Annotated in this window: 17 protein-coding genes; 12 read left to right on the forward strand and 5 right to left on the reverse strand. The window is 72.9% G+C overall.

What is annotated here, in order from left to right; all coding sequences use genetic code 11:
• Nucleotides 1–353: 353 nt before the first annotated feature.
• The 11 genes from ACIG47_RS10665 to ACIG47_RS10715 all read left to right on the forward strand — a co-directional run bounded on the left by ACIG47_RS10665 (nt 354) and on the right by ACIG47_RS10715 (nt 16,616).
• Nucleotides 354–1,877: an ABC transporter permease gene (locus ACIG47_RS10665; RefSeq protein ID WP_397430776.1), complete on the forward strand. Its 1,524-nt coding sequence runs from the start codon at nt 354–356 to the stop codon at nt 1,875–1,877.
• 36 nt (nt 1,878–1,913) lie between these two features.
• A complete protein-coding gene (locus ACIG47_RS10670) occupies nt 1,914–2,591 on the forward strand; it encodes an ABC transporter ATP-binding protein (protein WP_397430777.1) in 678 nt (225 codons plus the stop codon).
• Nucleotides 2,592–3,335: 744 nt separating this feature from the next.
• On the forward strand, nt 3,336–7,391 hold the full coding sequence (locus ACIG47_RS10675; RefSeq protein WP_397430778.1) for an endo-1,4-beta-xylanase: 4,056 nt from the start codon (nt 3,336–3,338) through the stop codon (nt 7,389–7,391).
• Nucleotides 7,392–7,562: 171 nt separating this feature from the next.
• Complete coding sequence (locus ACIG47_RS10680; protein WP_397430779.1) at nt 7,563–9,194, forward strand: ABC transporter substrate-binding protein; 1,632 nt, start codon at nt 7,563–7,565, stop codon at nt 9,192–9,194.
• A gap of 87 nt (nt 9,195–9,281) precedes the next feature.
• Nucleotides 9,282–10,286 carry an ABC transporter permease gene (locus ACIG47_RS10685; protein ID WP_397430780.1) on the forward strand — a complete coding sequence of 335 codons (1,005 nt, stop codon included), beginning with the start codon at nt 9,282–9,284 and terminating at the stop codon, nt 10,284–10,286.
• Nucleotides 10,279–11,208, forward strand: coding sequence for an ABC transporter permease (locus ACIG47_RS10690; RefSeq protein ID WP_397430781.1), 930 nt, complete (start codon nt 10,279–10,281; stop codon nt 11,206–11,208). Before ACIG47_RS10685 ends, ACIG47_RS10690 begins: the two co-directional genes overlap by 8 nt.
• Nucleotides 11,205–12,242 (forward strand): ABC transporter ATP-binding protein, encoded by a 1,038-nt coding sequence (locus tag ACIG47_RS10695; protein ID WP_397430782.1) that lies wholly within the window; start codon nt 11,205–11,207, stop codon nt 12,240–12,242. Before ACIG47_RS10690 ends, ACIG47_RS10695 begins: the two co-directional genes overlap by 4 nt.
• Complete coding sequence (locus ACIG47_RS10700; protein ID WP_397430783.1) at nt 12,235–13,350, forward strand: ABC transporter ATP-binding protein; 1,116 nt, start codon at nt 12,235–12,237, stop codon at nt 13,348–13,350. The genes ACIG47_RS10695 and ACIG47_RS10700 overlap by 8 nt, the downstream gene beginning before the upstream one ends.
• Nucleotides 13,347–14,060 (forward strand): type 1 glutamine amidotransferase, encoded by a 714-nt coding sequence (locus ACIG47_RS10705; RefSeq protein WP_397430784.1) that lies wholly within the window; start codon nt 13,347–13,349, stop codon nt 14,058–14,060. The genes ACIG47_RS10700 and ACIG47_RS10705 overlap by 4 nt, the downstream gene beginning before the upstream one ends.
• Nucleotides 14,057–14,881, forward strand: a complete 825-nt coding sequence (locus ACIG47_RS10710; protein ID WP_397430785.1) for a serine hydrolase — start codon at nt 14,057–14,059, stop codon at nt 14,879–14,881. Before ACIG47_RS10705 ends, ACIG47_RS10710 begins: the two co-directional genes overlap by 4 nt.
• A 91-nt stretch (nt 14,882–14,972) precedes the next feature.
• On the forward strand, nt 14,973–16,616 hold the full coding sequence (locus ACIG47_RS10715; protein WP_397430786.1) for an AMP-binding protein: 1,644 nt from the start codon (nt 14,973–14,975) through the stop codon (nt 16,614–16,616).
• Between the two features lie 67 nt (nt 16,617–16,683).
• Here the strand turns inward: ACIG47_RS10715 and ACIG47_RS10720 are convergent, their stop codons facing one another.
• Entirely contained in the window at nt 16,684–17,922 is a 1,239-nt protein-coding gene (locus ACIG47_RS10720; RefSeq protein WP_397430787.1) for a kynureninase, read from the reverse strand.
• Between the two features lie 213 nt (nt 17,923–18,135).
• Here ACIG47_RS10720 and ACIG47_RS10725 point away from each other — a divergent pair, with 213 nt between their 5' ends.
• A complete protein-coding gene (locus tag ACIG47_RS10725; RefSeq protein WP_397430788.1) occupies nt 18,136–21,534 on the forward strand; it encodes a discoidin domain-containing protein in 3,399 nt (1,132 codons plus the stop codon).
• 83 nt (nt 21,535–21,617) lie between these two features.
• On the opposite strand, the gene ACIG47_RS10730 is transcribed toward ACIG47_RS10725, so the two are convergent.
• From ACIG47_RS10730 to ACIG47_RS10745, 4 genes are read right to left on the reverse strand one after another with little or no spacing between them, the layout of a single operon-like run.
• Nucleotides 21,618–22,502, reverse strand: a complete 885-nt coding sequence (locus ACIG47_RS10730; protein WP_397430789.1) for a hydrolase — start codon at nt 22,500–22,502, stop codon at nt 21,618–21,620.
• On the reverse strand, nt 22,499–23,371 hold the full coding sequence (gene kynA, locus ACIG47_RS10735) for a tryptophan 2,3-dioxygenase (protein ID WP_397430790.1): 873 nt from the start codon (nt 23,369–23,371) through the stop codon (nt 22,499–22,501). Before kynA ends, ACIG47_RS10730 begins: the two co-directional genes overlap by 4 nt.
• A gap of 19 nt (nt 23,372–23,390) precedes the next feature.
• The gene (locus ACIG47_RS10740) at nt 23,391–24,671 is read right to left on the reverse strand and encodes a type II toxin-antitoxin system HipA family toxin (RefSeq protein WP_397430791.1); all 1,281 of its coding nucleotides are present in this window, start codon (nt 24,669–24,671) and stop codon (nt 23,391–23,393) included.
• A 23-nt stretch (nt 24,672–24,694) separates the two neighbouring features.
• Nucleotides 24,695–24,997, reverse strand: coding sequence for a helix-turn-helix transcriptional regulator (locus ACIG47_RS10745; protein WP_119142262.1), 303 nt, complete (start codon nt 24,995–24,997; stop codon nt 24,695–24,697).
• Nucleotides 24,998–25,153: the final 156 nt, after the last annotated feature.

Raw genomic sequence — 25,153 nt, forward strand, 5'->3', positions numbered from 1 at the left:
CGTCCGGCGAGGGGGCGGGCAACCGTCCACAGCCGGGCACCCGCGCGCCTGGCGGTCCTGGTGCCGGCCCCGGCACGAGGCCCGGTAGCCCGCCCGGCAGCGCGCCCGGCAGCGCGCCCGGCAGCGCGCCCGGCAGCGCGCCCGGCAGCGCGCCCGGTTCACAGCACCACCACAGGTCGACGACAGGGGCACCACAGCCGTGGTGCCTAGCGTCCGGACGGTCCGGCGCGGACCGCCCCGCGGAGCGACCTCACGCCCCCTGTCCTCCCTGGTCGTGACGACACCGCCCGCGAGGTGGTCCGCGCGGACACCACCGTTCCGCACGCCCCACTCCAGACCCCAGGCAGGAGCCCATGTTCTTCACCTATCTGCGCAGAGAGCTGCGCAACCGGCGCAAGCAGACCGTCGTCGTCGCGATCGGTCTCGCGGTCGCGATCGCGCTGGTCATCGTCGTCAACGCCGTCTCGACCGGCGTCAAGAACGCCCAGTCCGAGGTGCTCGACTCCGTCTACGGCGTCGGCACCGACATCACCGTCGACCAGGCCGCCGACGGGCCGGGCGGGGGCGGCGGCCCCGGCCGGTTCGACTTCGGCGAGGGTGAGGGCGAGGCGAACGAGGACGGCACGCGCGACCTCTCGCAGGACCGCCTCAGCACGGCCATGGGGTCGACGTCGTTCGACGCGTCCGCCCTGGAGACCATCTCCGGGCTGGACCACGTGTCCGGCGTCGCCGCGACGCTCGACCTGCAGAACATGTCCTTCTCCGGCGAGATGCCGGACTTCGAGGCGATGCGGGAGGGCGACGGGCCGGTCACGATGCAGATGGGCCCCGACGGCTCGGGCGAGGCGACGGCCGGCGGGTCGTCGTTCGAGATCGACCAGTTCACCGTCACGGGCGTGGACCCGGACGCCGCCGCCGTCGGCCCGCTGACCACCGCCGAGCTGGCCGACGGCCGGACGCTCGAGGCTGATGACGAGAACGTCGCCGTGCTGGATGCCACCTACGCCGAGCAGCAGGAGCTCGCCGTGGGCGACACCCTCACGGTGGGCGGGAAGAAGCTGGAGATCGTCGGCACCGTCGCCTCCACGACGGGCGACGGCGTCGCGACGGCGTCCGACGCCTATCTACCCCTGGCCACCGCCCAGACGCTCGCGGACCTCGCCGACCAGGTCACCGACGTGTACGTGCAGGTCGACTCCGCCGAGAACGTCGACGCCGTCGCCGCCGCCATCGAGGACGAGCTGCCCGACGCGTCGGTCAGCACGCAGTCCGACCTGGCCGAGAACGTGACCGGATCGCTGTCCACCGCGTCGAACCTGATCGGCACGCTCGGCACGTGGCTGAGCGCCATCGTGCTGGCCGCCGCCTTCGGCCTCGCGATCCTCTTCACGGTCTCGGGCGTGAACCGCCGTACCCGCGAGCTGGGCACGCTCAAGGCGATCGGATGGAGCAAGGGCCGCGTGGTCGGCCAGGTGGCCGGCGAGTCCGTGGTGCAGGGCCTCATCGGCGGCGTCGCGGGCCTCGCGATCGGCGCCCTGGCGGTGTGGGCCGTCAACCTCGCCGGCATCACCCTGAGCGGCGGCGCGGGTGGCGGTGGCTTCATGATGGGCGGCCCCGGCGGGGGCGGGCAGGCGCCTGCCGGCGCCCTGCAGCAGGGCGGCGACGCCGGCGGCGAGAGCTTCGGCGCGACCCGCCCGGCGGGCCTGGCCGACGCCGCGAGCAACGCCGTCGACGTCGCGCTCCAGGCACCGATCAGCCTGTGGATCGTGCTGGCCGCCATCGGGCTCGCGGTGCTCGGCGGGCTCCTCGCGGGCGTGGTCGGCGGGCAGCGGGCCGCACGCCTGCGCCCCGTCGAGGCCCTCCGTTCCCTCGCCTGAGCGACGACAGCCCCACCGACCCGAGAAGAGGCAGACATGTACCAGATCGACGACCTGACCAAGACGTACCAGCAGGGCAAGCGCGTCGTGCGCGCGCTGCGGGGCGTGTCCCTGACCATCGGCGACGGCGAGCTCGTGGCCGTCCAGGGTCCGACCGGCGGCGGCAAGTCCACCCTGCTGCAGATACTCGGCGGCCTGGACCGTCCGACGTCGGGCACCGTGGCGCTCGACGGGACGGACCTGGCCGGGATGAGCGACGCCCAGCTCACCGCGGCCCGGGCCGAGACCATCGGCTTCGTGTTCCAGAACTTCAACCTCATCCCCACGCTCACCGCCCTGGAGAACGTGGAGACGGCGCTCGTGCCGTCGAAGGTCGCGCGGCAGACCCGGACCGCACGGGCGCAGGCGGCCCTGGAGTCGGTAGGCCTGGGCGACCGGGGCGACCACCTGCCCGGTGAGCTCTCGGGCGGGCAGCAGCAGCGCGTCGCCATCGCCCGCGCGCTGGTCAAGAACCCGAAGGTGCTGCTGGCAGACGAGCCGACCGGCAACCTCGACGAGGAGACCCGCGACGAGATCGTGGACCTGATCGAGGGCCTGTGGAAGGAGCAGGGACTGACCATCGTGCTGGTCACGCACGACTCCGTGGTGGCCCGGCGCACCCCGCGCCGGCTCCGGATCGCCAAGGGCACGCTGAAGGAGCTCCCGGCGGCCTGACCGGCGGCCGAGGAGGTGGGTGGTCTCCTGGGTGGGGCGGCTGTCTCGGCGGGGGCGGCGGTCTCAGCTGGGTCGGCTGTCTCCTCGGCGAGGGCAGCAGTCCCGGCGGGGTGAACTGTCCCAGCGGGGTCAGGAGTTCCAGCTGGGTCAGCAGTCCCAGCTGGGTCAACAGTCCCAGCGAGGGCGGAGTCTCCTCAAGGAGGTAGGCATCCTCAGCGAGGTCGGCAGTTTCCTCACCCAAGTCGGCAGTCCCCTCAAGGAGGTCGGCACTTTGCGTCGAGATCGGTCCAGGCCTGTGCCGACCTCGACGCAAAGTGCCGACCTCGCAGGAAGCTGCCGACCGCGCCAGGAACGTGCCGACCTCGCCAGGAACGCGCCCCTCACACCAGGAACGTGCCGACCGCGCCAGGAACGCGCCCCTCACACCAGAAACGTGCCGATCACACCAGGAACGCGCTGGCCTGCACACACGCCGACCCTGCTGGTCTCGACGGTGCCCGGCAACTCTCGCTACGCTGCCCCTACGTTCGCCGCGGCACCGTCGCCCCGGCGTCCACCCCACCGGAGACACGCGCAAGGGAGCGCAGGATGCCTCGTCGAAATCGTTTCATCAGCGGAGACCGCTCGCTCAGAAATCGTTTAGCACCCGGACTCGCAACCGGCCTCGCGGCAGTCGTCACGGCCGGTGCGCTGGCCGCCGGGCCCATCACACCCGCCGCGGCGTCAATGTCGGCCGCAACGTCGGTGCCCATCACAGCGTCCCCCGCCACGGCGTCACCGACCACGACAACCACCACCACAGAAACCACCACACAAGCCGAAACCGCCATCGTCACCGCCGTCGACTTCGAGGACGGCACCACCGGCACCTGGACCCCCAGCGGCTCCGCGACCCTCGATGTGATCACCGACCCCGACGGCGCGGGCCACGTCCTGTCCGTCACCCGCGCCGCCGACTACGAGGGCATCCAGTCCCCCACCGGCATCTTCCGCCCCGGCCTCACCTACACCTTCAGCATGCGCGCCCGCCTCGCCGATCCGGCCGTGGCCGGAGGCCCGGAGACCACCGGCGTGCGGTTCGTCCTGAAGCCGGCCTACGCCTGGGTGGGCAACACCACCGTCGGCACCGAGTGGACCACGGTGAGCGGCACCTGGACCGCCGGTCCCGACGCCGACCCGGCCCAGCTCCAGGCCTACCTCGGCACCACCGACCAGGACGCCCCCTACACGATCCTCGTGGACGACATCATGGTGACCACCTCCGACCAGGTTCCCCCGGACGACGTCGTGCCCGGCGGCGCCGTCGACCCCGTACCCACACCCGTGTACGCCGCCGAGGGCAGCGGCGACGTGTCTGCCCTGACCTTCGACGACGGCCCGAACCCCGGCACCACGCCCGCGCTGCTCGACTTCCTCGCGGAGCACGACCTCCGGGCCGTCTTCTGCGTCATCGGCCAGAACATCGAGGCCGACGGCGGAGCCGCGCTCCTGCGCCGGATCGTCGACGAGGGCCACGTGCTGTGCAACCACTCCACGTCGTACGCCGACATGGGCTCCTGGACGCAGGAGCAGGTGCGGGCCGACATGATCGAGAACCTGGCGATCATCCGTGACGCGCTGGGCGACCCGGACCAGGCGGTGCCGTTCTGGCGCGCCCCGAACGGCTCGTGGGGCGTGACGCCCGGCGTCGCCGTCGAGCTCGGCATGCAGCCCCTGGCCGTGCGCAACACCATCGCCGACTGGGAGACGCAGGACGTCCCGACCCTGACGGAGAACCTGCGCACCGCGATGGTCCCGGGCGAGCTCGTCCTGGCGCACGACGGCGGGGGCGACCGGTCCGGGACGCTCGCGGCCGTGCGCACCGTGGTCACCGAGCGGCTGGCCGACGGCTGGACGTTCACGTTCCCGCAGGGCACACCCGCGGCGTCGGCGGGCCCGGTGATCGCCACCGACTTCGAGGACGGCACGCTCGGCGGCTGGGCGGCGCGCCACGGCACCGACGCCTCCGACTTCTCGCTCGCCGTCGCGGACACCGACGCGCACGAGAGCACCCGGTCCGCCGCGCTCACGGGCCGGGACGTGACCGGTGACGGCATCGGCCGCGACGTCACCGGCGTGCTGCGGGCCGGCATCACCTACGACGTGTCGGCCTGGGTCCGCTTCGCCGCGGGGCAGACACCGGGCGACGTCTGGCTGAGCCTGGCGAGCACGGTCGAGGGCGCCCAGAACTTCTCGACCCTGGCCCAGTTCACGGGCCTGACCAGCAGCGGCTGGACCGAGGTGACCGCCACGTTCACCATGCCGGCCCACGACAGCGCGCTCCTCTACTTCGAGACGGCGTACGACGGCGGCAACACCAGCGACTGGCTGATCGACGACATCGTGGTGTCCGTACCCGAGCCGCCGCTGATCGAGGACCTGACCGGCCTGCAGGAGACCGTGGACTTCCCGCTCGGCGTCGCGATCGACAGCCGCGAGACGTCGGGCACGGCCGCCGCCCTCCTGGACCGGCACTTCGGCCAGGTCACGCCCGAGAACCACATGAAGCCCGAGGCCTGGTACGACGCCGACCGGACCCTGCGGCGGCACCCGGAGGCCACCGCGCTCATGGACTTCGCCCAGGCGAACGACCTGCGGGTCTACGGTCACGTGCTGGTGTGGCACAGCCAGACGCCCGACTGGTTCTTCCAGGACGACGCGGGCACGCCGCTGGGCGCCGACGACGCGGGCCGGGCGGTGCTCCGCGAGCGCCTGCGCGACCACGTCTTCGGCATCGCGCAGGACCTGAGCGACGACTACGGGCCGTTCGGCTCGGAGACCAACCCGCTGGCCGCGTTCGACGTGGTCAACGAGGTCGTGTCGGACGGCGCCGAGAACGCCGACGGCCTGCGCCGCAGCGAGTGGTTCCGGATCCTGGGCGAGGAGTACATCGACCTCGCGTTCCAGTACGCGGACGAGGCGTTCAACGAGACGTACGCGGCGGACGGCAGCGAGCGCCCGGTGACCCTGTTCATCAACGACTACAACACGGAGCAGAGCGGCAAGCAGGACCGGTACCGCGCGCTCGTGGACCGGCTGCTGGCGCGCGGGGTGCCGGTGGACGGTGTGGGGCACCAGTTCCACGTGTCGCTCGCCATGCCGGTCAGCGCGCTGGACGGCGCGCTGGACCGGTTCGCGGACCTGCCGGTCACGCAGGCGGTCACGGAGCTGGACGTCACGACGGGCACGCCCGTGACCCGGGCCCGGCTGGTCGACCAGGGCTACTACTACCGGGACGCGTTCGACGTGTTCCGCGCGCACACCGCGGACCTGTTCAGCGTGACCGCGTGGGGCCTGACCGACGGCCGGTCGTGGCGCGTGGACAGCGGCGCGCCGCTGCTCTTCGACGACCGGTTCCAGGCCAAGCCGGCCTACCACGGTGCCGCGGGCGCCGAGCTGCCGGCGCGCCTGCGCACGGCGCAGGTGTTCGCGGGCGACGTGCCCCTGGACCGCTCGGCGACCACCTCACCGGTGTGGGACCGGTTGCCCCGGCACACGTTCGCGGCGCCGGACGGCGGCACGGCCGCCTTCCAGCTCCGCTGGGCGCCGGACCACCTGACGGCGTTCGTCTCGGTGGACGACGCCGCGGCGGACGCCGGGGACGCCGTCACGCTGGTGCTCGACGACGGGGCCGCCGGCGACGGCGCCGAGTACGTGGTGGGCCGGGACGGCACGGTGTCGGGCCCCGGGACCGATGTCGCCGCGGTGGTGTCCGAGCGGGAGGGCGGCTACGACGTCGTCGTGCGCCTGCCCGCGACCCTCGCCGAGGGTGGGACGCCGGGCTTCGACGTGCGGGTGGCCGCGGGTGGCGCGAGCACCGCGTGGAACTCGCCGGGCGTGCTCGGCACCCTGACGCTGGTCGAGGAGCTGTCGTACCTGGAGGTCGCCGAGGCGGACCGGGCGCCGGTGGTCGACGGCGCCGTCGACGAGGTGTGGGGGTCTGCGGGCCCGGCGGTGACCACGGCCAAGGAGGTCGAGGGGTCCGACGGGGCGGTCGCCACGGTCCGCACGCTCTGGCGCGGCAGCACCCTGTACGTGCTGGCGGACGTCGCCGACCCGGTGGTGGACGTCTCGGGCTCGGACCCGTGGGTCCAGGACTCGGTGGAGCTCTACGTGGACGGCGGGAACGCGAAGAACGGCGGGTACCGGGCCGACGACACGCAGGTCCGGGTCTCGGCGGCGGGCGCGGTCTCGTTCGGCACGGGTGACGAGGCGGCGCAGCGGGCCCGGGTGGAGAGTGCCGCCACGGCGACCGACGGCGGGTACCGGGTCGAGGTGTCCGTGGACCTGCTGTCGTACGGCGGTGCGGGGACGTTCCACGGCCTGGACTTCCAGGTCAACGACGCGGCCGCCGGCACGCGGACCGCGGTGCGCAACTGGGCGGACCCGACGGGTGCCGGCTACCAGTCGACCGCGCGCTGGGGCGTGGGTCTGCTCGCGGGGCCGACGGTCGCGGCCTGGTCCCCGGGCACGGTCTACACGGCGGGTGACCAGGTGCGCCACGACGGGGTGGTGTTCACGGCCCTGTGGTGGACGCGCGACCAGGTTCCCGGGGCCAGCCCGTGGGGCCCGTGGGCGGCGGTCGGAACCCAGGTGACCTGCGAAGACGCCTCCTACCGGACCTGGACCTCCTCGGGGGAGTACCGGGGTGGCGAGACGGTGGTGCACGACGGCCGCCGCTGGACGGCGCAGTGGTACAGCCGGAACCAGGAACCGGGTGCCACGCCGTGGGGTCCGTGGCGCGAACTCGGGGTCTGCTGAGCCGCACGACCCTCGTCAGGTTCCCTTCCGCGCCGCCCCCGCGGCAAGGAAGGGGACCTGACGAATCGTTACAGACGGTTAACACGAGTTTCCAGGCGTGCCCCGTCCCGTGGCGATATGGTCCAAACCTCCCCGCCCTCAGCCCGGGGAGACGAACTGGGGAGGCAATCAGTGAGGCAAGCACGCATCACCACCCTCGCCGCGGGGGCGGCCGTGGTGGCCCTGACCGCGGCCGGGTGCAGCCCGAGCGACACCGACGACGACGCCGGTCCGGTCACCCTGGAGACCTGGATCAGCCAGGACATGGAGACGCTGTTCCCGGGCGACGCCGGGGCCTACGACAACATCAGCGTCCTCGACGTGGTGTACGACGGTCTGGTCCGGTACGACCCGGAGACCACCGAGCCGTACAACTACGTGGCCGAGTCCATCGAGCCGAACGACGACAACACGGTCTGGACCATCACGATCAAGCCGGACCTCACCTTCCAGAACGGCGAGCCCGTCGACGCCGAGGCGTTCGCCCGCTCCTGGAACTACACCGCCGACGGCGACAACGGCCTGTACTCCAACTACTTCTTCGGCATCATCGAGGGCTACGACGAGATGCAGCCCGAGACCGACGACGACGGCAACATCACCGCGGAGGGTGCCGCGGACGAGCTGTCCGGGGTGAAGGTCACCGACGACCTGACCCTCGAGGTCACCCTCGCCTCGCCGTTCGCCGGCTTCGCCACGATGCTCGGCTACACCGGCTTCTTCCCGATCGCCCAGGAGTGCCTGGACGACGTCGAGAAGTGCGCCAAGGAGCCCATCGGCAACGGCCCGTTCCAGGTGACGGACTGGCAGCAGAGCCAGGAGCTCACCGCCGAGAAGTGGGCCGACTACCCGCTGGAGGAGACGCCGGACTACGACGCCATCCACTGGACCGAGTACGCGACGGGCGAGACCTCGGGGTGGGCGGACTTCAAGGCCGGCGACCTCGACCTGTCCTTCCCGCCGACCGCGGAGGTCGAGTCCGCGAAGAACGACCCCGAGCTCTCGGAGCGCTACGTCGAGGCCCCGGGTGCCGCGCTGACCTACCTCGGCTTCTCCGGCTACACGGAGGGTCCGTGGAACGACATCGAGTTCCGCAAGGCGATCTCGATGGCGATCGACCGCGAGGGCATCATCTCCTCGCTCGGCAGCGGCCAGGCCACGCCCGCCGACTCCTGGGTGGTCCCGGGCGGCGTGCCCGGCGGCGAGGCGGGCACGTGCGAGTGGTGCACCTACGACCCGGAGGCGGCCAAGGCGGCCCTCGAGGCGGCCGGCGGCTGGCCCGAGGGCGAGAAGCTGCAGATCAGCCTGGGTGACGACGACGCCGAGGTGGAGTACTTCACCGCCATCGGCAACTCGATCGAGGAGGTGCTGGGCATCCCCTACGAGCTCAACATCGACCCCGACTACTTCACCACGCGCGCCGAGCAGGGCTACGACGGCATGTTCCGGAACAACTGGTTCCCGGACTACCCGCTGAACGAGAACTACCTCAGCTTCTACGCCTCCGGCTCGGCGCAGGACAGCCAGTTCGGCTGGTACAGCAAGGCGTTCGAGGACAAGCTCGACGAGGCCGCGGCGGCGGCGTCGCTGGACGAGTCCGTGGCCCTCTACCAGGAGGCCGAGGGCATCCTCGCCGAGGAGTTCCCGACGATCCCGTTCCGGTGGAGCTTCAGCGCCACGTACTACAGCGACCGCCTGGACAACGTCGTCCTGAACCCGTTCTCGGGTGCGCCGATCCTCCGCCAGATCGAGGTCACGGCGTAACGAACCACCTCGCGGTGTCAGGCGTACAGGTCGGGAACGTGACCTGTACGCCTGACACCTGCGGGCCCCACCCCCCGGAAGGACCCCATGGGGCGCTACATCCTCCGCCGTGCCCTCCAGGCGGTCGGCACGCTGCTGCTGGTGATGTTCCTGCTGCACCTGCTCACGACCGTGGCGATCCAGCTCAACGGGAACCCTGCGCAGGCATTCTTCGGGGACAAGATCCCGTCCCCGGCGCAGCTCGCCGTCGTCGAGGAGCGGTTCAACCTCGACGACCCGTGCTTCGACCAGGTGGGCAACCCCTGCCTCGGACCGTTCGTCGAACGGCTCGGGCAGTACGCCCAGGGCGACTTCGGCACCAACCTGCGCGGCCGCGAGGTCTCGGAGATCGTCGCCGCCGCGGCGCCCAACACGCTCCGCCTGTTCTGCGTCGTGCTCGTGACCTGGCTGGCGCTCGGCATGGTGCTCGGTTCCGTGGCCGCACGCTGGCGGGGTTCGGCCGGCGACCACGGGATCCGGCTCACGTCGGTGCTCATCGACGCGTTCCCGGTGTTCGTCCTGCTGATCGTCTACCGGTACGTGGTCGCGGTGCCCCTGAGCACGTGGGCCGAGGACACGTTCGGCGAGGACAGCTGGCCCCCGTACTGGTTCAAGCCGTCGTTCGACCCGGAGCACCCGTGGGCCACGGTCGCGGTGCCGGGCATCCTGCTCGGCCTGGCCGGGTCCGCGGCGTTCATCCGCCTGGTCCGCGCCGGGCAGCTCGAGTCCTACCAGGGCGACCACGTGCGCACCGCACGGTCGAAGGGCCTGGGTGAGCGGCACGTCGTCGTGCACCACGTGGTCCGCAACTCCTCGGTGCCCGTGGTGACCGCCGTCGGCCTGACGTTCGCCGAGGCCCTCGGCGGGGCCGTGATCACGGAAGGCCTGATGAACATCTACGGCATGGGCGGCGTCCTGTGGGAGGCCGTGCGGAACGACGACGTCGGGCTCGTGCTCGGCATCGTGACCCTGCTGGCCGCGGTGACCGTCGTGGTGATGATCCTCGTCGACATCGCCTACGCCCTGCTCGACCCGAGGATCCGCTATGAGTGACGCCGCCGCTCCCCCGCCGCCCGCCGCGGCCACCACCAGGTCGTCGAGCCCGCTCGCCGACGCCTGGCGCACGCTCCGCCGCCGGCCGGACACGATCGCCGCCGCCGTGGTGCTCCTCTTCTTCGCGACGATGGCGGCGTTCCCCCGGCTGTTCACCACCACCAGCCCTCGGAGCTGCCCCATCCGGGAGGCGCGCACGACGCCGCAGGGGTGGGGCGGTGAGCACCCGCTCGGCACCGACGCGCTCGGGTGCGACGTGCTGGCCACGCTGGTGCACGGCGTGCGGCCGTCGCTGCTGCTCGCCGTCGTGGTGGTCGGCGTCTCGCTGCTGATCGGCGTCACGCTGGGCCTGCTCGCCGGGTACTACCTCGGCTGGGTGGACTACCTGGTGTCCCGGACCGTCGAGGTGTTCCTCGTGATCCCGCTGCTGCTGGCCGCGCTCCTGGTGCTGTCCCTGTTCCAGGGCGTGGACCTGGGTGCCGGCACGTTCAACGTGATCCTGCTGCCCGCGGTGGTGCTCATCCTGTTCGGCTGGATGCCCTATGCCCGCTACGTGCGGGCCAGCACGCTGGAGGCCAAGAACCTGGACTACGTCACCGCCGCGCGCTCGCTCGGCGCGTCCGACCTGCGGATCATGGTGCGGCACGTGCTGCCCAACGCCATCGGGACGGTCACGGCGCTGCTGCCCACGTCCGTGGCCGGGGTGATCAGCGCCGAGGCGGTGCTGTCGTTCCTCGGGATCGGGGTGCGTCCGCCCGCCACGAGCTGGGGCATCCAGATCGAGCAGGGCTCGCAGTGGGTGCTCGGCGGCGCGCCGCACATCCTGCTCGCTCCGCTGATCTGCCTGGTGGCGACCGTCCTGGCCCTGGTGGTGCTCGGTGATGCGCTGCGCGACGCCCTCGACCCGAGGCTGGCGGCATGAGCGCCGCACAGGCCGCGGTGGCCTCACCCGGCGGCACCGGCCCCCTCCTGGAGGTCACGGACCTCGCCGTCGAGTTCCGCACGCCGGCCGGCACGGTGCGTGCCGTCGACGGGCTGTCCTACCGGGTCGAGGCCGGGCGCACGCTGGCGATCGTGGGCGAGTCCGGCTCGGGCAAGTCGGTGTCGTCGCTGGCCGTGATGGGTCTGCTGCCCGACACGGCCCGGATCACCCGCGGCACGGCCCGCCTGGCCGGGACCGACCTGCTCACCCTGAGCCGGAAGGAGCACCGCGCGTACTGCGGCGACCGGGTGGCGATGGTGTTCCAGGACGCGCTGGCCGCGCTCAACCCGGTGCACACCGTGGGCTACCAGCTCACGGAGGCGCTGCGGGCGCGGCAGGGACTGTCCCGCGCGGACGCCCGGACCCGCGCCGTCGAGCTGCTGGACCTGGTCAAGGTGCCGAACGCGAAGGCCCGGGTGAAGGAGTACCCGCACCAGTTCTCGGGCGGCATGCGGCAGCGCGTGATGATCGCGTCGGCGCTGGCCATGGACCCCGACGTGCTGATCGCCGACGAGCCCACCACGGCCCTGGACGTCACCGTGCAGGCGCAGGTGCTGCGCCTGCTCGCGGAGATCCAGGCGGAACGGCGGATGGGCCTCGTGCTCATCACGCACGACCTGGGCGTGGTGGCAGGTGTGGCCGACGACGTCACGGTCATGTACGCCGGCCGCGCCGTCGAGCAGGCTCCCGTGGAGCCCCTCTACCGGGCGCCGGCCCACCCGTACACGCGGGCGCTGCTGCGCTCGATCCCGTCCGCCTCCGGCACGGGGCGCCTGCCCGTCATCCCGGGCCGCCCGCCCAGCCCCGCCGCCATGCCCGCGGGCTGCCCGTTCCACCCCCGGTGCGACGCCGCGCAGGACGTGTGCCGCACGGACGCACCGCCGCTCGCCCACCCTGCGGAGGGCCGCACGTCGGCATGCCACTTCGCGGCGGACATCCTGACCGGCGCGGACACCGGAGGACACGATGAGTGACGCAGGACCCGTGCTCGAGGTGCGCGAGCTGGTCAAGCACTACCCCGTGCGGCGCGGCCTGCTGCGCCGGGCCACGACGGCGGTCAAGGCCGTCGACGGCGTCTCGCTCACGCTCGACCGGGGACGCACCCTGGGGCTGGTGGGCGAGTCCGGGTCGGGCAAGTCGACGCTGGCGCGCGTGCTGGTCGGCATCGAGCCGCCGACCAGCGGGCAGGTGCTCGTGGACGGCGAGGACGTGAGCCGGCTGTCCCGCGCGGGCCGCAAGCGCCTGCGGCGCGACGTGCAGATGGTGTTCCAGGACCCGTACACGTCGTTGAACCCGCGCATGTCGGTGGGCGAGATCGTGGGCGAGCCGTTCGCCGTCCACGGCATCGACCCGGCGGGCGGACGGCGGGCCGCGGTGGGCGAGCTGCTGGAGCTCGTCGGCCTCGACCCGGACCACGCGAGCCGGTACCCGCACCAGTTCTCGGGCGGCCAGCGGCAGCGCGTCGGGATCGCACGGGCGCTCGCCCTGCGCCCCAAGATCCTGGTGTGCGACGAGCCCGTCTCCGCGCTGGACGTGTCGGTGCAGGGCCAGGTCATCAACCTGCTGGAGGACCTCCAGGAGGAGCTGGGGCTGTCCTACCTGTTCGTGGCGCACGACCTCGGCGTCGTGCGGCACATCGCCCACGACGTGGCCGTGATGTACCTGGGCCGGCTCGTCGAGCAGGGGCCCGAGACCGCGGTGTACGAGGGCGCGCAGCACCCGTACACGCAGGCGCTGCTGTCGGCGGTCCCGGTGCCGGACCCGGCGGTGCGGCTGGTGACGGGCGGGGCGAGCCCCGGGCCCGGTCTCGGCGCGATCGTGCTGGAGGGCGACCCGCCCTCGCCCGTGGACCCACCGGCGGGCTGCCCGTTCCACACCCGCTGCTGGCTGGCGCCGACGCTGCCGGAGGCGCGACAGCGCCCGGGCCGGCGCTCCGTGCCGGACGCGTGCGCCACGGACGTGCCCGCGCTCGTGCCGCGCCCGGCCACCAGGGGCGACGCCCCCACGCCGCCCGGCCCCGCCGCCCACGTCGCGGCCTGCCACTTCGCCCGCGCGCTGGTCGCCCCTAGGGTCGAGGCATGACGCGTGTCCTGGTGGTCCTGAACTCCCCCACGAGCTCGATGGGCCGGTTCGAGCGCCTGCTCCCGGAGGCGGGGCTCGACCCGGTGCTGACGCCCGGCGCGGACCTCCCGGAACACCTCGACGGCTTCGCGGGCGTGGTGCTGCTGGGCGGCGGCTTCATGCCGGACGCCGACGCCGACCACCCCTTCCTGGCACGGGAGCGCGCCCTGACCCGGCAGGCGCTCGACGACGGCGTGCCGCTGCTCGGCCTGTGCCTCGGCGGCCAGCTCCTGGCCCACGTGACGGGCGGCACGGTCACCGCGAGGTCGGGCGAGACCGAGCGGGGCATGTGTGCCCTGACGGTGCTGCCGGCCGCTGCCGGCGACCCGGTCTTCGGCGACCTGCCCGGTGTGCCCGACGGCCCCCTGTGGATGATCGAGAACCACGAGGACTCGGTGACCACACCACCGCCGTCGGCCACGCTGCTGGTCTCCAGCGGCCGGTGCCCGGTCCAGGCGTTCCGGGTGGGCGACGCGGCGTGGGGCCTGCAGTTCCACCCGGAGGCACGCCCCGACCGCGTGGCCACGTGGGACGAGGCGGCGCTGGCGGACCAGGGCATCGACCGGGCGGCGCTGGCCGCGGCGGCCCTGGCGCGCGCCGCCGAGAACGAGGCGCAGTCCCGGGCACTGGTGCGGGGCTGGGCCGACGTGGTCCACCGCTCCGTGAAGTGACGATCATCCCCAGCGAGCAGGAGGCCAGGACCATGGTGTCGACAGGGACGCACAGCGACGGGGTGCCCGTGGTGGCCTACCGGATCGCCCGGGCGTCGGGCGAGGTGCTCGCCGCGCGCCAGGACGACCTGGACTTCTACGCGGCCTCCACGGTGAAGCTCGCGGTACTGGTCGCGGCCGCCCGGGGGCTGGATGCCGGCACGGTACGCCTGGCCGACACCTGCGTGGCCACCCGGACCTTCACCTCCCAGGTCCCGGGTGCCGGTGAGTACACGATCGAGCCCGACGACGTCGACACGGGCCTGCCGCCGGACGGCACGCCGATGCCGTTCGGCGACGTCGTCGAGCGCATGGTGGTGGTCTCCTCGAACGAGGCCACCAACATGGTGGCCGAGCGCGTCGGCCTGCCCGCCGTGAACCAGGCCCTGGCCGACGCCGGGGCCACGCGCTCGGTGTTCGGCCGCAAGTACTCCGACCTGGCGGCCGAGCGCGCGGGCGCCTCGCACCGCACCACGGCCGCCGACCTGTGCCTGCTGATGTCCGCGCTGGTCACGGGCCGGCTGGCGAGCCCGGAGCGGACGGCCTGGATGTGCGAGCTGCTGGGCCGCCAGACCGACCGGCAGCTCACCGCCGCCGTGCCCGGCGGCGTGCCGTTCGGCTCGAAGTCCGGCTGGGTCGACGGCATCCGGCACGACGTCGCCTTCGTGGGCGAGCCGGGCCCGGACGCCCTGGTGGTGGCGGTGTGCACGCGCGGCTACGACGAGCCCGCCGCGGAGGAGACCCTCAAGTCCCTGGGCGCCCTGGCCGTCGCGCTGTCCTGACCCTTCTCGCCCTTCTCGGCACGGGGCTTGCCTCCCGCACCCGTTTCCTATTGAATGCGGGTGCAATAGCGGCGAGCCACAGGGGGCGACGTTGACCACTGGTACCGCAGAGACCGCGCGCGGGAGCCTCGCGCAGGTCGACCGCCGGGAGAACCTGCTCAACCAGGGCTACCACCTGGTCCGGTCCGGCGTCCTGGCCCCGGGCCTGCGCGTGCACCGGGACGTCGGCGCCGTCTGGCAGCTCCTGACCTGGGGCCCCTCCATCGCGGGCGGTTACCGCGCCAGCACGGTGCGCACGCCGCACCAGACGGCGTTCGTCGACGAGCGGCGCGCCTCGACGTTCCGCGAGCTCGACGACGACACCGACCGGCTGGCCAACGCCCTGCGGGAGCTCGGCGTCGGCCCGCGCACGCCCGTGGCCGTCCTGTGCCGCAACCACGGCGGCCTCATCGAGGCCATGGTGGCGCTGGCCAAGCTCGGTGCGACCACCCTGCTGCTCAACTCGGGCCTGTCGCCCGCGCAGGTGTCGGCCGTGGTCGCCGAACAGCACCCCGTGCTGCTCCTGGCCGACCAGGAGTTCCTCGACCAGGACCCCGACCTGCCCGCCGGCCTCCCGGTCCGCACCACCTGGTCCGACGACGGCGCCTCCGGCCTCGCCGAGCTCGTCGCCGCGGGCGACCCCGCGCGGGTGCCCGTCCCGGAGAAGCCCGGCCGTACGGTCGTGATGACGTCGGGCACCACCAGCACCCCCAAGGGTGCCCGCCGCCCGCAGCCGCACGGCCTGAGCGAGGCGGCCTCGCTGCTGTCGGTGATCCCCCTGCGCGCCGGCGACCGGATGATGATCACCACGCCGATCTTCCACACCTGGGGCCTCGCGGCCCTGCAGCTCGGCATGGCGCTGCACGCGGAGCTGGTGCTGCCCCGCCGGTTCGACGCCGAGGACACGCTGCGCAGGATCGCCGAGCACCGGGTGACGGCCCTCGTCGCGGTGCCGGTCATGCTCCAGCGCATCCTCGACCTGCCCGCCGAGGTCAAGGCCCGGTACGACACGTCGTCGCTGCGCGTCGTCGCCTACTCCGGCTCCGCCATGCCCGCGGACCGGGTCACGCAGTTCCTCGACGAGTTCGGCCCGGTCCTGTACGGCCTGTACGGCTCCACGGAGGCCTCCTGGGCCTCGATCGCCACGCCGGAGGACCTCGCCGCCGAGCCCACGACGGCCGGACGTCCGCCGCTGGGCACCCGCATCGGCATCCTGGACGACGACGGCCGGCCTGTGCCGCGCGGCACCGTCGGCCAGATCTGCGTGGGCAACGGCATGCTGTTCGAGGGGTACACCAACGGCACGGGCAAGCCGATGTTCGGCGACCTGATGACCACGGGCGACCGCGGCCGGCTCGACGCCGAGGGGCGCCTCTACGTGGTGGGCCGCGCCGACGACATGATCGTCTCGGGCGGCGAGAACGTCTTCCCCCGTCCGGTCGAGGAGGCCGTGGCGGCGCTGCCGGAGGTCGCGGACGTCGCGGTGCTCGGCGTGCCCGACGAGCGGTTCGGGCACCGGTTCGCCGCGTACGTCGTGCTGCACGAGGGAACCGCGCTCACGGCGGACGCCCTGATCGACCGGCTCCGGGACACGCTCCCGCGCTTCTCCCTCCCCCGGGACGTCCACTTCCTCGACGCCCTCCCCCGCAACCCGACGGGCAAGATCGACCGCCGCCGCCTCCCCGGCCCTCGTTGAGTGCGGGATGTTCGTCCTTCCTGCACCCGGGAAAGGGCGAACATCCCGCACTCAACGGGTCAACGGGTCAACGGAGGAGGGTGCGGATGGTCCAGAGGCCCTCCGCCAGCTCTCCGAAGCTCGTGGACAGCGGCGAGAGGCCCACCCGGAGGCCCTGCGGCGGGCGGAAGTCCGGGATGACACCCTGCTTCCAGGCCTCCGCCACGACCCGGCGGAAGTCCGGGTGGTCGAGCATGACGTGCCCCCCGCGACGCTCGGGGTCACGCGGGGACGCCACGCGGACGCCGGGCAGGAGCTCGTCGGCGACCTCGATCGCGAAGCCGGTCAGGGCCAGCGACTTGGCGCGCACGGCCGGCATGCCCGCCTGGTCGATCAGGGCGAGCATGTCGCGCATCGGCAGCATCCCGACGATCGGGGGCGTACCGCTGACGAGCTGCCGGATCCCGGCCGCGGGCTCGTACTCCGGCCCCATCGCGAACGGGTCGGCGGCGCCCATCCAGCCCTGGACCGGCTGCCGCACCTCGTCCTGCAGGCGGGCGGCGAGGTAGGCGAACGCCGGTGAGCCGGGGCCGCCGTTGAGGTACTTGTAGGTGCAGCCGACGGCGATGTCCACGCCGTCGGCGTCCAGGTCCAGCGGGACCGAGCCGGCCGAGTGGCACAGGTCCCACAGGACGAGCGCCCCGGCCTCGTGCACGACCCGCGTGATCGCGGGCAGGTCGGCGACGTACCCGGACTTGTAGGCGATGTGGCTGAGCAGCACGAGCGCGGTGTCCGGCCCGACGGCGTCCGCCACCTCCTGGGCGGTGACCCCGGCGTCCGGGTCGGGCGTGATCCAGCGGACCTCCAGGCCACGTTCGGCGGCGATCCCCTGGAGCACGAACCGGTCCGTGGGGAAGTTCTCGGTGTCGGCGACGATCACGCGGCGCCCGGGCCGCGCGTCGACGGCGGCGCGGGCGAGCTTGTAGAGCAGCACCGTGGTCGAGTCCGCGACCACGGTCTGTCCCGGCGCCGCACCGAGCACCACGCGGGCGAGCGTGTCGCCGAGCTCGGTCGGCGCGTCCATCCAGCCCTCGTCCCAGGAGCGGATCAGGCGCCCGGCCCAGGGCCCGTCCACGAAGGATGCGAGCCGCTCGCGGGTGACGGTCAGCGGCCTGCCCAGCGAGTTGCCGTCGAGGTAGGCGACCATGCCGTCGCTGGGGGCGAAGAGGTCGCGGTAGTGCGCGAGCGGGTCGGCCGCGTCGAGGGCCGCCGCCCGGTCGCGCAGCGCGGCGGGCAGATCGGTGGCGGGCGGTGCGGTGTCGGTCACGAGGGCTCCTGGTCGTTCGGTTCCGGCCCGAGCGTACGTCCCTGCGCCGCCCGGCCCCACCACGCCCCGCGCCGCCCCCGGCCATGCCCGCACCGCACCCTTGACGCTCCCGCGAGCACGTCAGTAATGTCCGTGTCATCCTCGCGCAAGAACTCGACAAGAGACTGCGCGTTTAGTAACAGAAACACGGCAAGTACCCACACGAGCACCTTGGTGACGACACCCGTCGAGGACGACGGGAGATCGGGGACGACGATGTTCCGCTCCGCTGCACCACTCCACCCGCACGGGCGCAGACCAGGGCGCGCGCCCGCGCTCCTGTCCGCGCTCACTGCCGCCGCCCTGACCGCCGTGGCCCTCGCGCCCGTGCCGGCCGCAGCCGCCCCGGTGGTCCTGTCGGCCGGCGCGTCCGCCGCGGCCAGCAGCAGCAACGCGCCCTACCTGGCCGACAACCTCACGGACGGCAACGCCGCCACCTACTGGGAGTCGACCAACAACAACCTGCCGCAGTGGGCCCAGGTCGACCTCGGCTCGGGCGCCACCGTCGAGGAGGTCGTGCTCAAGCTGCCTGCCTCGTGGGAGGCCCGCACGCAGACCCTGTCGGTGCAGGCCGGCGCCGACGGCTCCGCGTTCACCACCCTGGCCGCGAGCGCCCAGCGCCGGTTCGACCCGGCGTCCGGCAACACCGTGACCATCGACGTGCCGGACACCGAGGCGCGCTACGTGCGGGTCGCGATCACGGCCAACACGGGCTGGCCCGCCGGACAGCTCTCCGAGCTGGAGGTGCGCGGCACGCGTGACGCCCCGGACCCGGAGGGACCGGTCGAGGGCACCGACCTGGCGGCGGGCCGCACGATCTCGGCGTCGTCGACCGAGTGGACGTACGTCGCGGCCAACGCGAACGACGGCGACACCGCCACCTACTGGGAGGGCGCCGGCGGGCAGTACCCGAGCACGCTGGCGGTGACCCTGGAGTCGGCGGCGGTGCTGAGCGACGTCGTCGTGAAGGTGCCACCGGCCGCGGCCTGGGGGCCGCGGACCCAGACGTTCGAGGTCCAGGGCCGCACCGGGCCGGGTGACGCGTGGAGCACGCTGGCGCCGTCGGCCGGGCACGCCTTCTCCCCCGCGACCGGCAACTCGGTGACCGTCCCGGTCACGGGCACGGCCCGGGAGGTGCGCCTGCGGTTCACGGGCAACACGGGCGCGGGCAACGGCCAGGTGGCCGAGCTGCAGGTGTTCGGCGCGGCCGCACCGAACCCGAACCTCACGGTCACCGGGGTGACGGCGGACCCGGCGTCGCCGACGGAGGAGGACGACGTCACGCTGTCGGCCGTCGTGAAGAACATCGGTACGCAGGCGTCGGCGGCGACGGACGTGTCGTTCACGCTGGACGGTGACGAGGTGGCCACCGGTCAGGTCGGCGCGCTCGCCGCGGGAGCCCAGGCCACCGTGACCGCGGACGTCGGCTCGCAGCCGGCGGGGTCGTACGAGATCGGGGCCGTGGCCGACCCGTCGGAGGCCGTGGCCGAGCAGTCCGAGGCGGACAACGCCTACACCCACCCCGACCCGCTGGTGGTGACCGAGGTCGCCAGCTCCGACCTGGTCCCGACCGTGTCGTGGAGCCCGACCACCCCGGCCGCGGGCGAGACCGTGACGTTCTCCGCGACGATCGCGAACCGGGGTTCGGTCGCGGCCTCGTCCGGTGCGCACGGGCTCACGGTCGTGGTGCGCGACGACGGCGGTTCGGTGGTGCGGACACTGACGGGCTCGGTCTCCGGCGCCATCGCCCCCGGGGCCACCAGCCAGAGCGTGGACCTGGGCACCTGGCCGGCGGCGGACGGCTCGTACGACGTGACGGTCACGGCGGCCCCCGACCCGACGGAGGTCGCGGCCAAGCGCGCGAACAACGAGGTGACGCGGACCCTGTTCATCGGCCGCGGTGCGAGCATGCCCTTCGACACGTACGAGGCGGAGGACGGCGCGGCGGGCGGCGGCGCGACCGCCGTCGGCCCGAACCGCGTGGTCGGTGACCTGGCGGGCGAGGCGTCCGGACGCAAGGCCGTCACGCTCGGCCAGACCGGCTCCTACGTCGAGTGGACCACCCGGGCGCCCGCCAACTCCCTGGTGGTGCGCTTCTCGATGCCGGACGCCGCGGGCGGCGGCGGCACGAACGGCTCGCTCGGGGTCTACGTGGACGGGCAGTTCGTCAAGAACATCGACCTGACCTCGCGCTTCGCGTGGTTGTACGGCAACGAGGCCAGCCCGGGCAACCAGCCCGGCCAGGGCGCCCCGCGGCACATCTACGACGAGGCCAACACCCTGCTCGGGCGGACGGTCCCGGCGGGCTCGACCATCCGGCTGCAGAAGACGGCGAGCAACCCCGGGCCGTACACGGTCGACTTCGTGGACCTGGAGCAGGCGGCGGCACAGGCCAACCCGGACCCGGCGCGGTACATCCAGCCCGCGGGCTTCACGCACCAGGACGTGCAGAACGCGCTCGACCGGTTCCGGATGGACACGACCGGGAACCTCGCCGGCGTCTACCTGCCGGCGGGCGACTACCAGACGGCGAGCAAGTTCCAGGTGTACGGCAAGGCGGTCGACATCGTGGGCGCCGGGCCGTGGTTCACGCGGTTCCACGCGCCGGCCGGCCAGGAGAACACGGACATCGGGTTCCGGGCGGAGTCCAGCGCCAACGGCTCGACGTTCCGCGACTTCGCCTACTTCGGCAACTACACCTCGCGGATCGACGGGCCGGGCAAGGTCTTCGACTTCGCGAACGTGCGGGACATGACGATCGACGACATCTGGGTCGAGCACATGATCTGCATGTTCTGGGCGGCCAACATGGACGACTCGGAGATCAAGGACTCCCGGATCCGGAACACGTTCGCCGACGCGCTGAACATGACCAACGGCAGCGCGAACAACCACGTGCACAACAACCAGGCGCGCGGCACGGGCGACGACTCGTTCGCGCTGTTCGCGGCGACCGACGCCGGGGGCAGCGGCCAGCGGGGCAACGTGTTCGAGAACCTGACCTCCACGAACACCTGGCGGGCCGCGGGCCTGGCCGTCTACGGCGGGCAGGACAACACGTTCCGCAACATCTACATCGCCGACACGCTCGTGTACTCGGGCGTGACCATCAGCTCGCTGGACTTCGGGTACCCGATGGAGGGGTTCGGTCCCGCGCCGACCCGGTTCGAGGGCATCTCCGTGGTGCGCTCCGGCGGGCACTTCTGGGGCCCGCAGGTCTTCCCCGCGGTCTGGTTGTTCTCGGCGTCCAAGACGTTCACCGCCATCCGGGTGAGCGACCTCGACATCGTGGACCCGACGTACTCGGGAATCATGTTCCAGACCCAGTACCTCGGCGGGCAGCCGGTGAACCCGGTCCAGGACACGGTGTTCACCGACGTCTCGATCACCGGCGCGCAGCGCAGCGGTGACGAGTACGACGCGCGGTCCGGGTACGGCATCTGGGCCAACCCGATGCCGGAGGCGGGACAGGGACCGGCGGTCGGCTCGGCCACGTTCAACGGGCTGACGCTGTCGAACAACTACCGGGACATCGTGAACGACACGACGACGTTCACGATCACCCGCAACTGACCCACCCTGGCCGAGGGAGAACCAGGGCGGGACCGAACGGTGGCGAAGGAGGGCACGGGCGGGCGTCCTCCTTCGCCACCGTTCTACCTCGGAGGGGTTTCGCCTCGGTCCGATTCGGAGGGCGGGAGGGGAAGGCGGGTGGCCGCACGGAGCCAGGCGATCAGCTCGGACGCCGTCTCCGGCAGGGGCAGCGGGGCGGTCAGCGCCGGGGCCTCCGGCGGGCCGAGCACCGCCCGGCGCAGCGCCTCCCCCGTGAGCACCGACCCGAGCAGCTCGACCTCGCGCTCGTTGACCCCGACCGGCGTCGGCCCGTTGCCCATGTCGGTGCCGTACACGAGACGGCCGCCCGCCGCGACGAACCGCCGCGCGTTGGACAGCGCCCGGTCCAGGGCGCCGCCCGGCCCGTCGTGGATCGCCAGGGTGGAGATCCACGTCATCCGCGTCGCGCGGGCGATCACGGCCGCCGGCAACGCCTCCGTCCAGGGCACGTGCACCAGGGTGTCCGCGCCCGCGTCGATCGCGCGGGCGGCCTGACCGGCACCCTCGGCATGCACCAGCACCGGCAGCCCCGCCGCGTGTGCCGCTCCGACCAGCGCCCGGAGCACGTCGTCGGGCAGCAGGTCCATGCCCGCGTGCAGGGCGACCTTGACCGCGAAGCCGCCCGCCGCGACCACGTCGGCCACGGCCTCGCCCGCCTCCGGGACCGAGGCCACGTGCCGGACGGCGGCCTCCGGCGCCCAGGAGCGCCCGGTCGGGTAGCCGCCCGGTGCCGTGTGGAACGGCCCGGCGAACCGCACCCGCACGCCCGGCGGCGGCGCGGCCGCCCAGGCGCGCACCTCCCGGGGGTCCCAGCCCAGGTCGTGCACCTCGATGACCGCGCTGCCCGCAAGGAGCCCCCGGTCCACCAGCCCCAGGTGCACGTGCTGGTCGACGACGCCGGGGAGCGTCACCTGCGGCACCGCGCTCACGCCCCGAGCGGGCCGTCGATCTCGGTACGGACCGAGATGAGCTCCGGGAAGAACGTCAGGTCCAGGGCCCGCTTGAGGAAGCCGACGCCGCTGGAGCCACCGGTGCCGGTCTTGAAGCCGATGGTGCGCTGCACGGTGCGCAGATGGCGGAACCGCCAGAGCTGGAAGGCGTCCTCGATGTCGACCAGGTCCTCGCAGGCCTCGTACAGCTCCCAGTGGTCGTGCGGGTCCTCGTAGATCGTCTTGAAGACGGCGGTCAGCTCCGGGTGCTCCGTCCAGGCCTGCGTGACGTCACGCTCCAGGATCTCGGCGGGGACGGCGTGCCCGCGCCGCGCCAGCAGCCGCAGGAACGCGTCGTACACCGTTGGTTCCTCCAGGAGCCGGGCGAGCTGGGCGTACACCTCGGGCTTGGCCCGGAAGACCTGGAGCATCCCGGCGTTCTTGTTGCCCAGCAGGAACTCCACGGCGCGGTACTGGTGCGACTGGAACCCGGAGGACTGTCCCAGCGAACCCCGGAACTCGGCGTACTCGCTCGGGGTCAGGGTGGCCAGCACCGACCACTGCTCCGTGATGGTGCGCTGGATGTGCTTGACCCGGGCCAGGCCCTTGAGCGCACGGGACAGGTCGTCGGTGTCGAGGAACTGCCGCACGGCGAGCAGCTCGTGCACCACGAGCTTGAGCCACAGCTCGGTGGTCTGGTGCTGGATGATGAACAGCAGCTCGTCGTGGTGCGGCGGGTCGCTCACGGGGTGCTGCGCCGACAGGAGCTCGTCCAGGCCCAGGTAGGAGCCGTAGTCCATCTCGTCACGGAAGTCCGTGCGGATGGTGGCCTCGATGGGCCGGGTGTTGCCGCTCGTTGTGCGAGTCATGGCGCGAGCGTAACCCCGCTCAGGCCGCCGCCTCGTCCCGGTTCGGGTTCTCGAAGGCCTCGGCCATCAAGGCGATCTCCTCGGACGGCAGCGACATGTCCCGCGCGATGCGCGTCCAGCCGGACGTCGCCTCCGCCACCTCCGCGAGCACCCGGCGGGCGTCGTCCTGACGCAGCCCGTAGGAGTCCGCACCGGCCAGGAGCTCCCGCACGTCCCGGTCGATCCGGCTGCCGCCGGGCACCAGGGGCGTCGACTCGGCGACGGCGAACGGGTTGGGGTTCACGTCGAACAGCGGGGACAGCGACCAGCCGTCCGGGCGGCGCAGGAAGCCGTGGTTCTTCATGTGGTCGTCCACGTTCCGCACGAGCAGCGTGAACGCGACGCGGCGGAACAGGTCGTGCCCGTCGGTGGCCGGCCGGCCGGAGTGGTCGGCCAGCGTCTCGGCGAGCGTCCGGTAGTCGATGACCTCGAAGAACGCCTTCTGCGTGAGGCTGTCCGCGGACAGGAAGCCGATGCGCCCGCCGCCCTGCGCACCCCCGCCGGGATCGCGCGAGACCGCCCGCCGGTCGAACCGCCGGGTCAGCAGGATGGACCGGCCCGGACCGATCCGGTGCAGCCGCGCCACCGGCACCTCGATGCCGGCGTCCGACGCCAGCCGCAACGTCAGGTACTCCCAGGCCTGAACGTCCCAGCGGTCGCCCGTCTCGGGCAGCTTGGCCATCCACAGGTCACCGGCGCCGTCCTTCACCGTCGCCTTGGGCCGCGCGCCGCCCATGGAGGTACCTGCCGCGACGAGCAGCCGCACGTCGTGGTCGGTCTCCCGGTGCTGCGCCACGGCGTCCGCGGCCTCGGTCAGGGACGGCAGGTCCACCAGGTCGGGGATCTCCGCGCGCGGCGGGCCCAGGAACGTCCGGCCGCCGTCGAGGGAGAAGCGCAGGGCACCCAGCCGGGTCTCGTCCTGCACGCCGAGCAGGAAGTCCAGCTCGGTGAGGGTCAGGAACCGCCGACCCTCGGCCCGTGCGGCGCGGCGCTCGGCGTTGAACAGCAGCGTGCGGCCCCACTGGTCGGGCTGGCAGTCCGCGATGACGCCGAACAGGGGCCGGTCGCTGCCCGACGGGATGTTCCCCGGGGTGAGCGGAAGCTCCGGGCACAGCGCGTACGCACGCGGCTGGCGCAGGTAGGCAGGGTCGTAGCGGAACGTGCAGCCGACCAGCGCCCCGCCCCGGTTGAGATGCATGTCGAGGTCACCGGCGTGGACCTGGCCCCCGCCGGGGAGCTCGACCTCGACATGTATCGACAAGGGCGTTCACTTCCTCATCTGGTTCACCTGGTGACGCGGACGCGCTGCGGCAGAGCGCGTTCCGCGTGAAACCTGCCCATCTCGGTGGTGAGCGGGTCGCTCGCACCGACCACGGCGTCGGCCACGCCGAGCACCCGCAGCACGGCGAGCGTGTTCTCGAGGCTCACGGTCCCGGTGCCCGTCTCGATGGCACGCAGCGTGGTGCGCGTGATGCCCGCGCGGTCTGCGACGAGCTGGGCGGTGAGACCGTGGATCTTGCGCCAGGCACGGACGTGGTCACCGAACGAGGTGAGGTCGCGCTGGGTCCGGAGGGATGTTCTGGCCATGACTGCTCCTTTCGGTTATCAGGGTAACCGACGAGGGCTGTAATGGGCACTGTGCTGACCGTTATCGAATCGATCCGGCTCGGTTCGGCACAGTCCGGCGCGGCGGCGCGCACCGTGCCCCGGGCCGGAACGGCGAACGGGCCGCCCCACCGTGCG

Source organism: Promicromonospora sp. NPDC052451 (assembly GCF_044547525.1).
Taxonomy (GTDB): Bacteria; Actinomycetota; Actinomycetes; order Actinomycetales; family Cellulomonadaceae; genus Promicromonospora.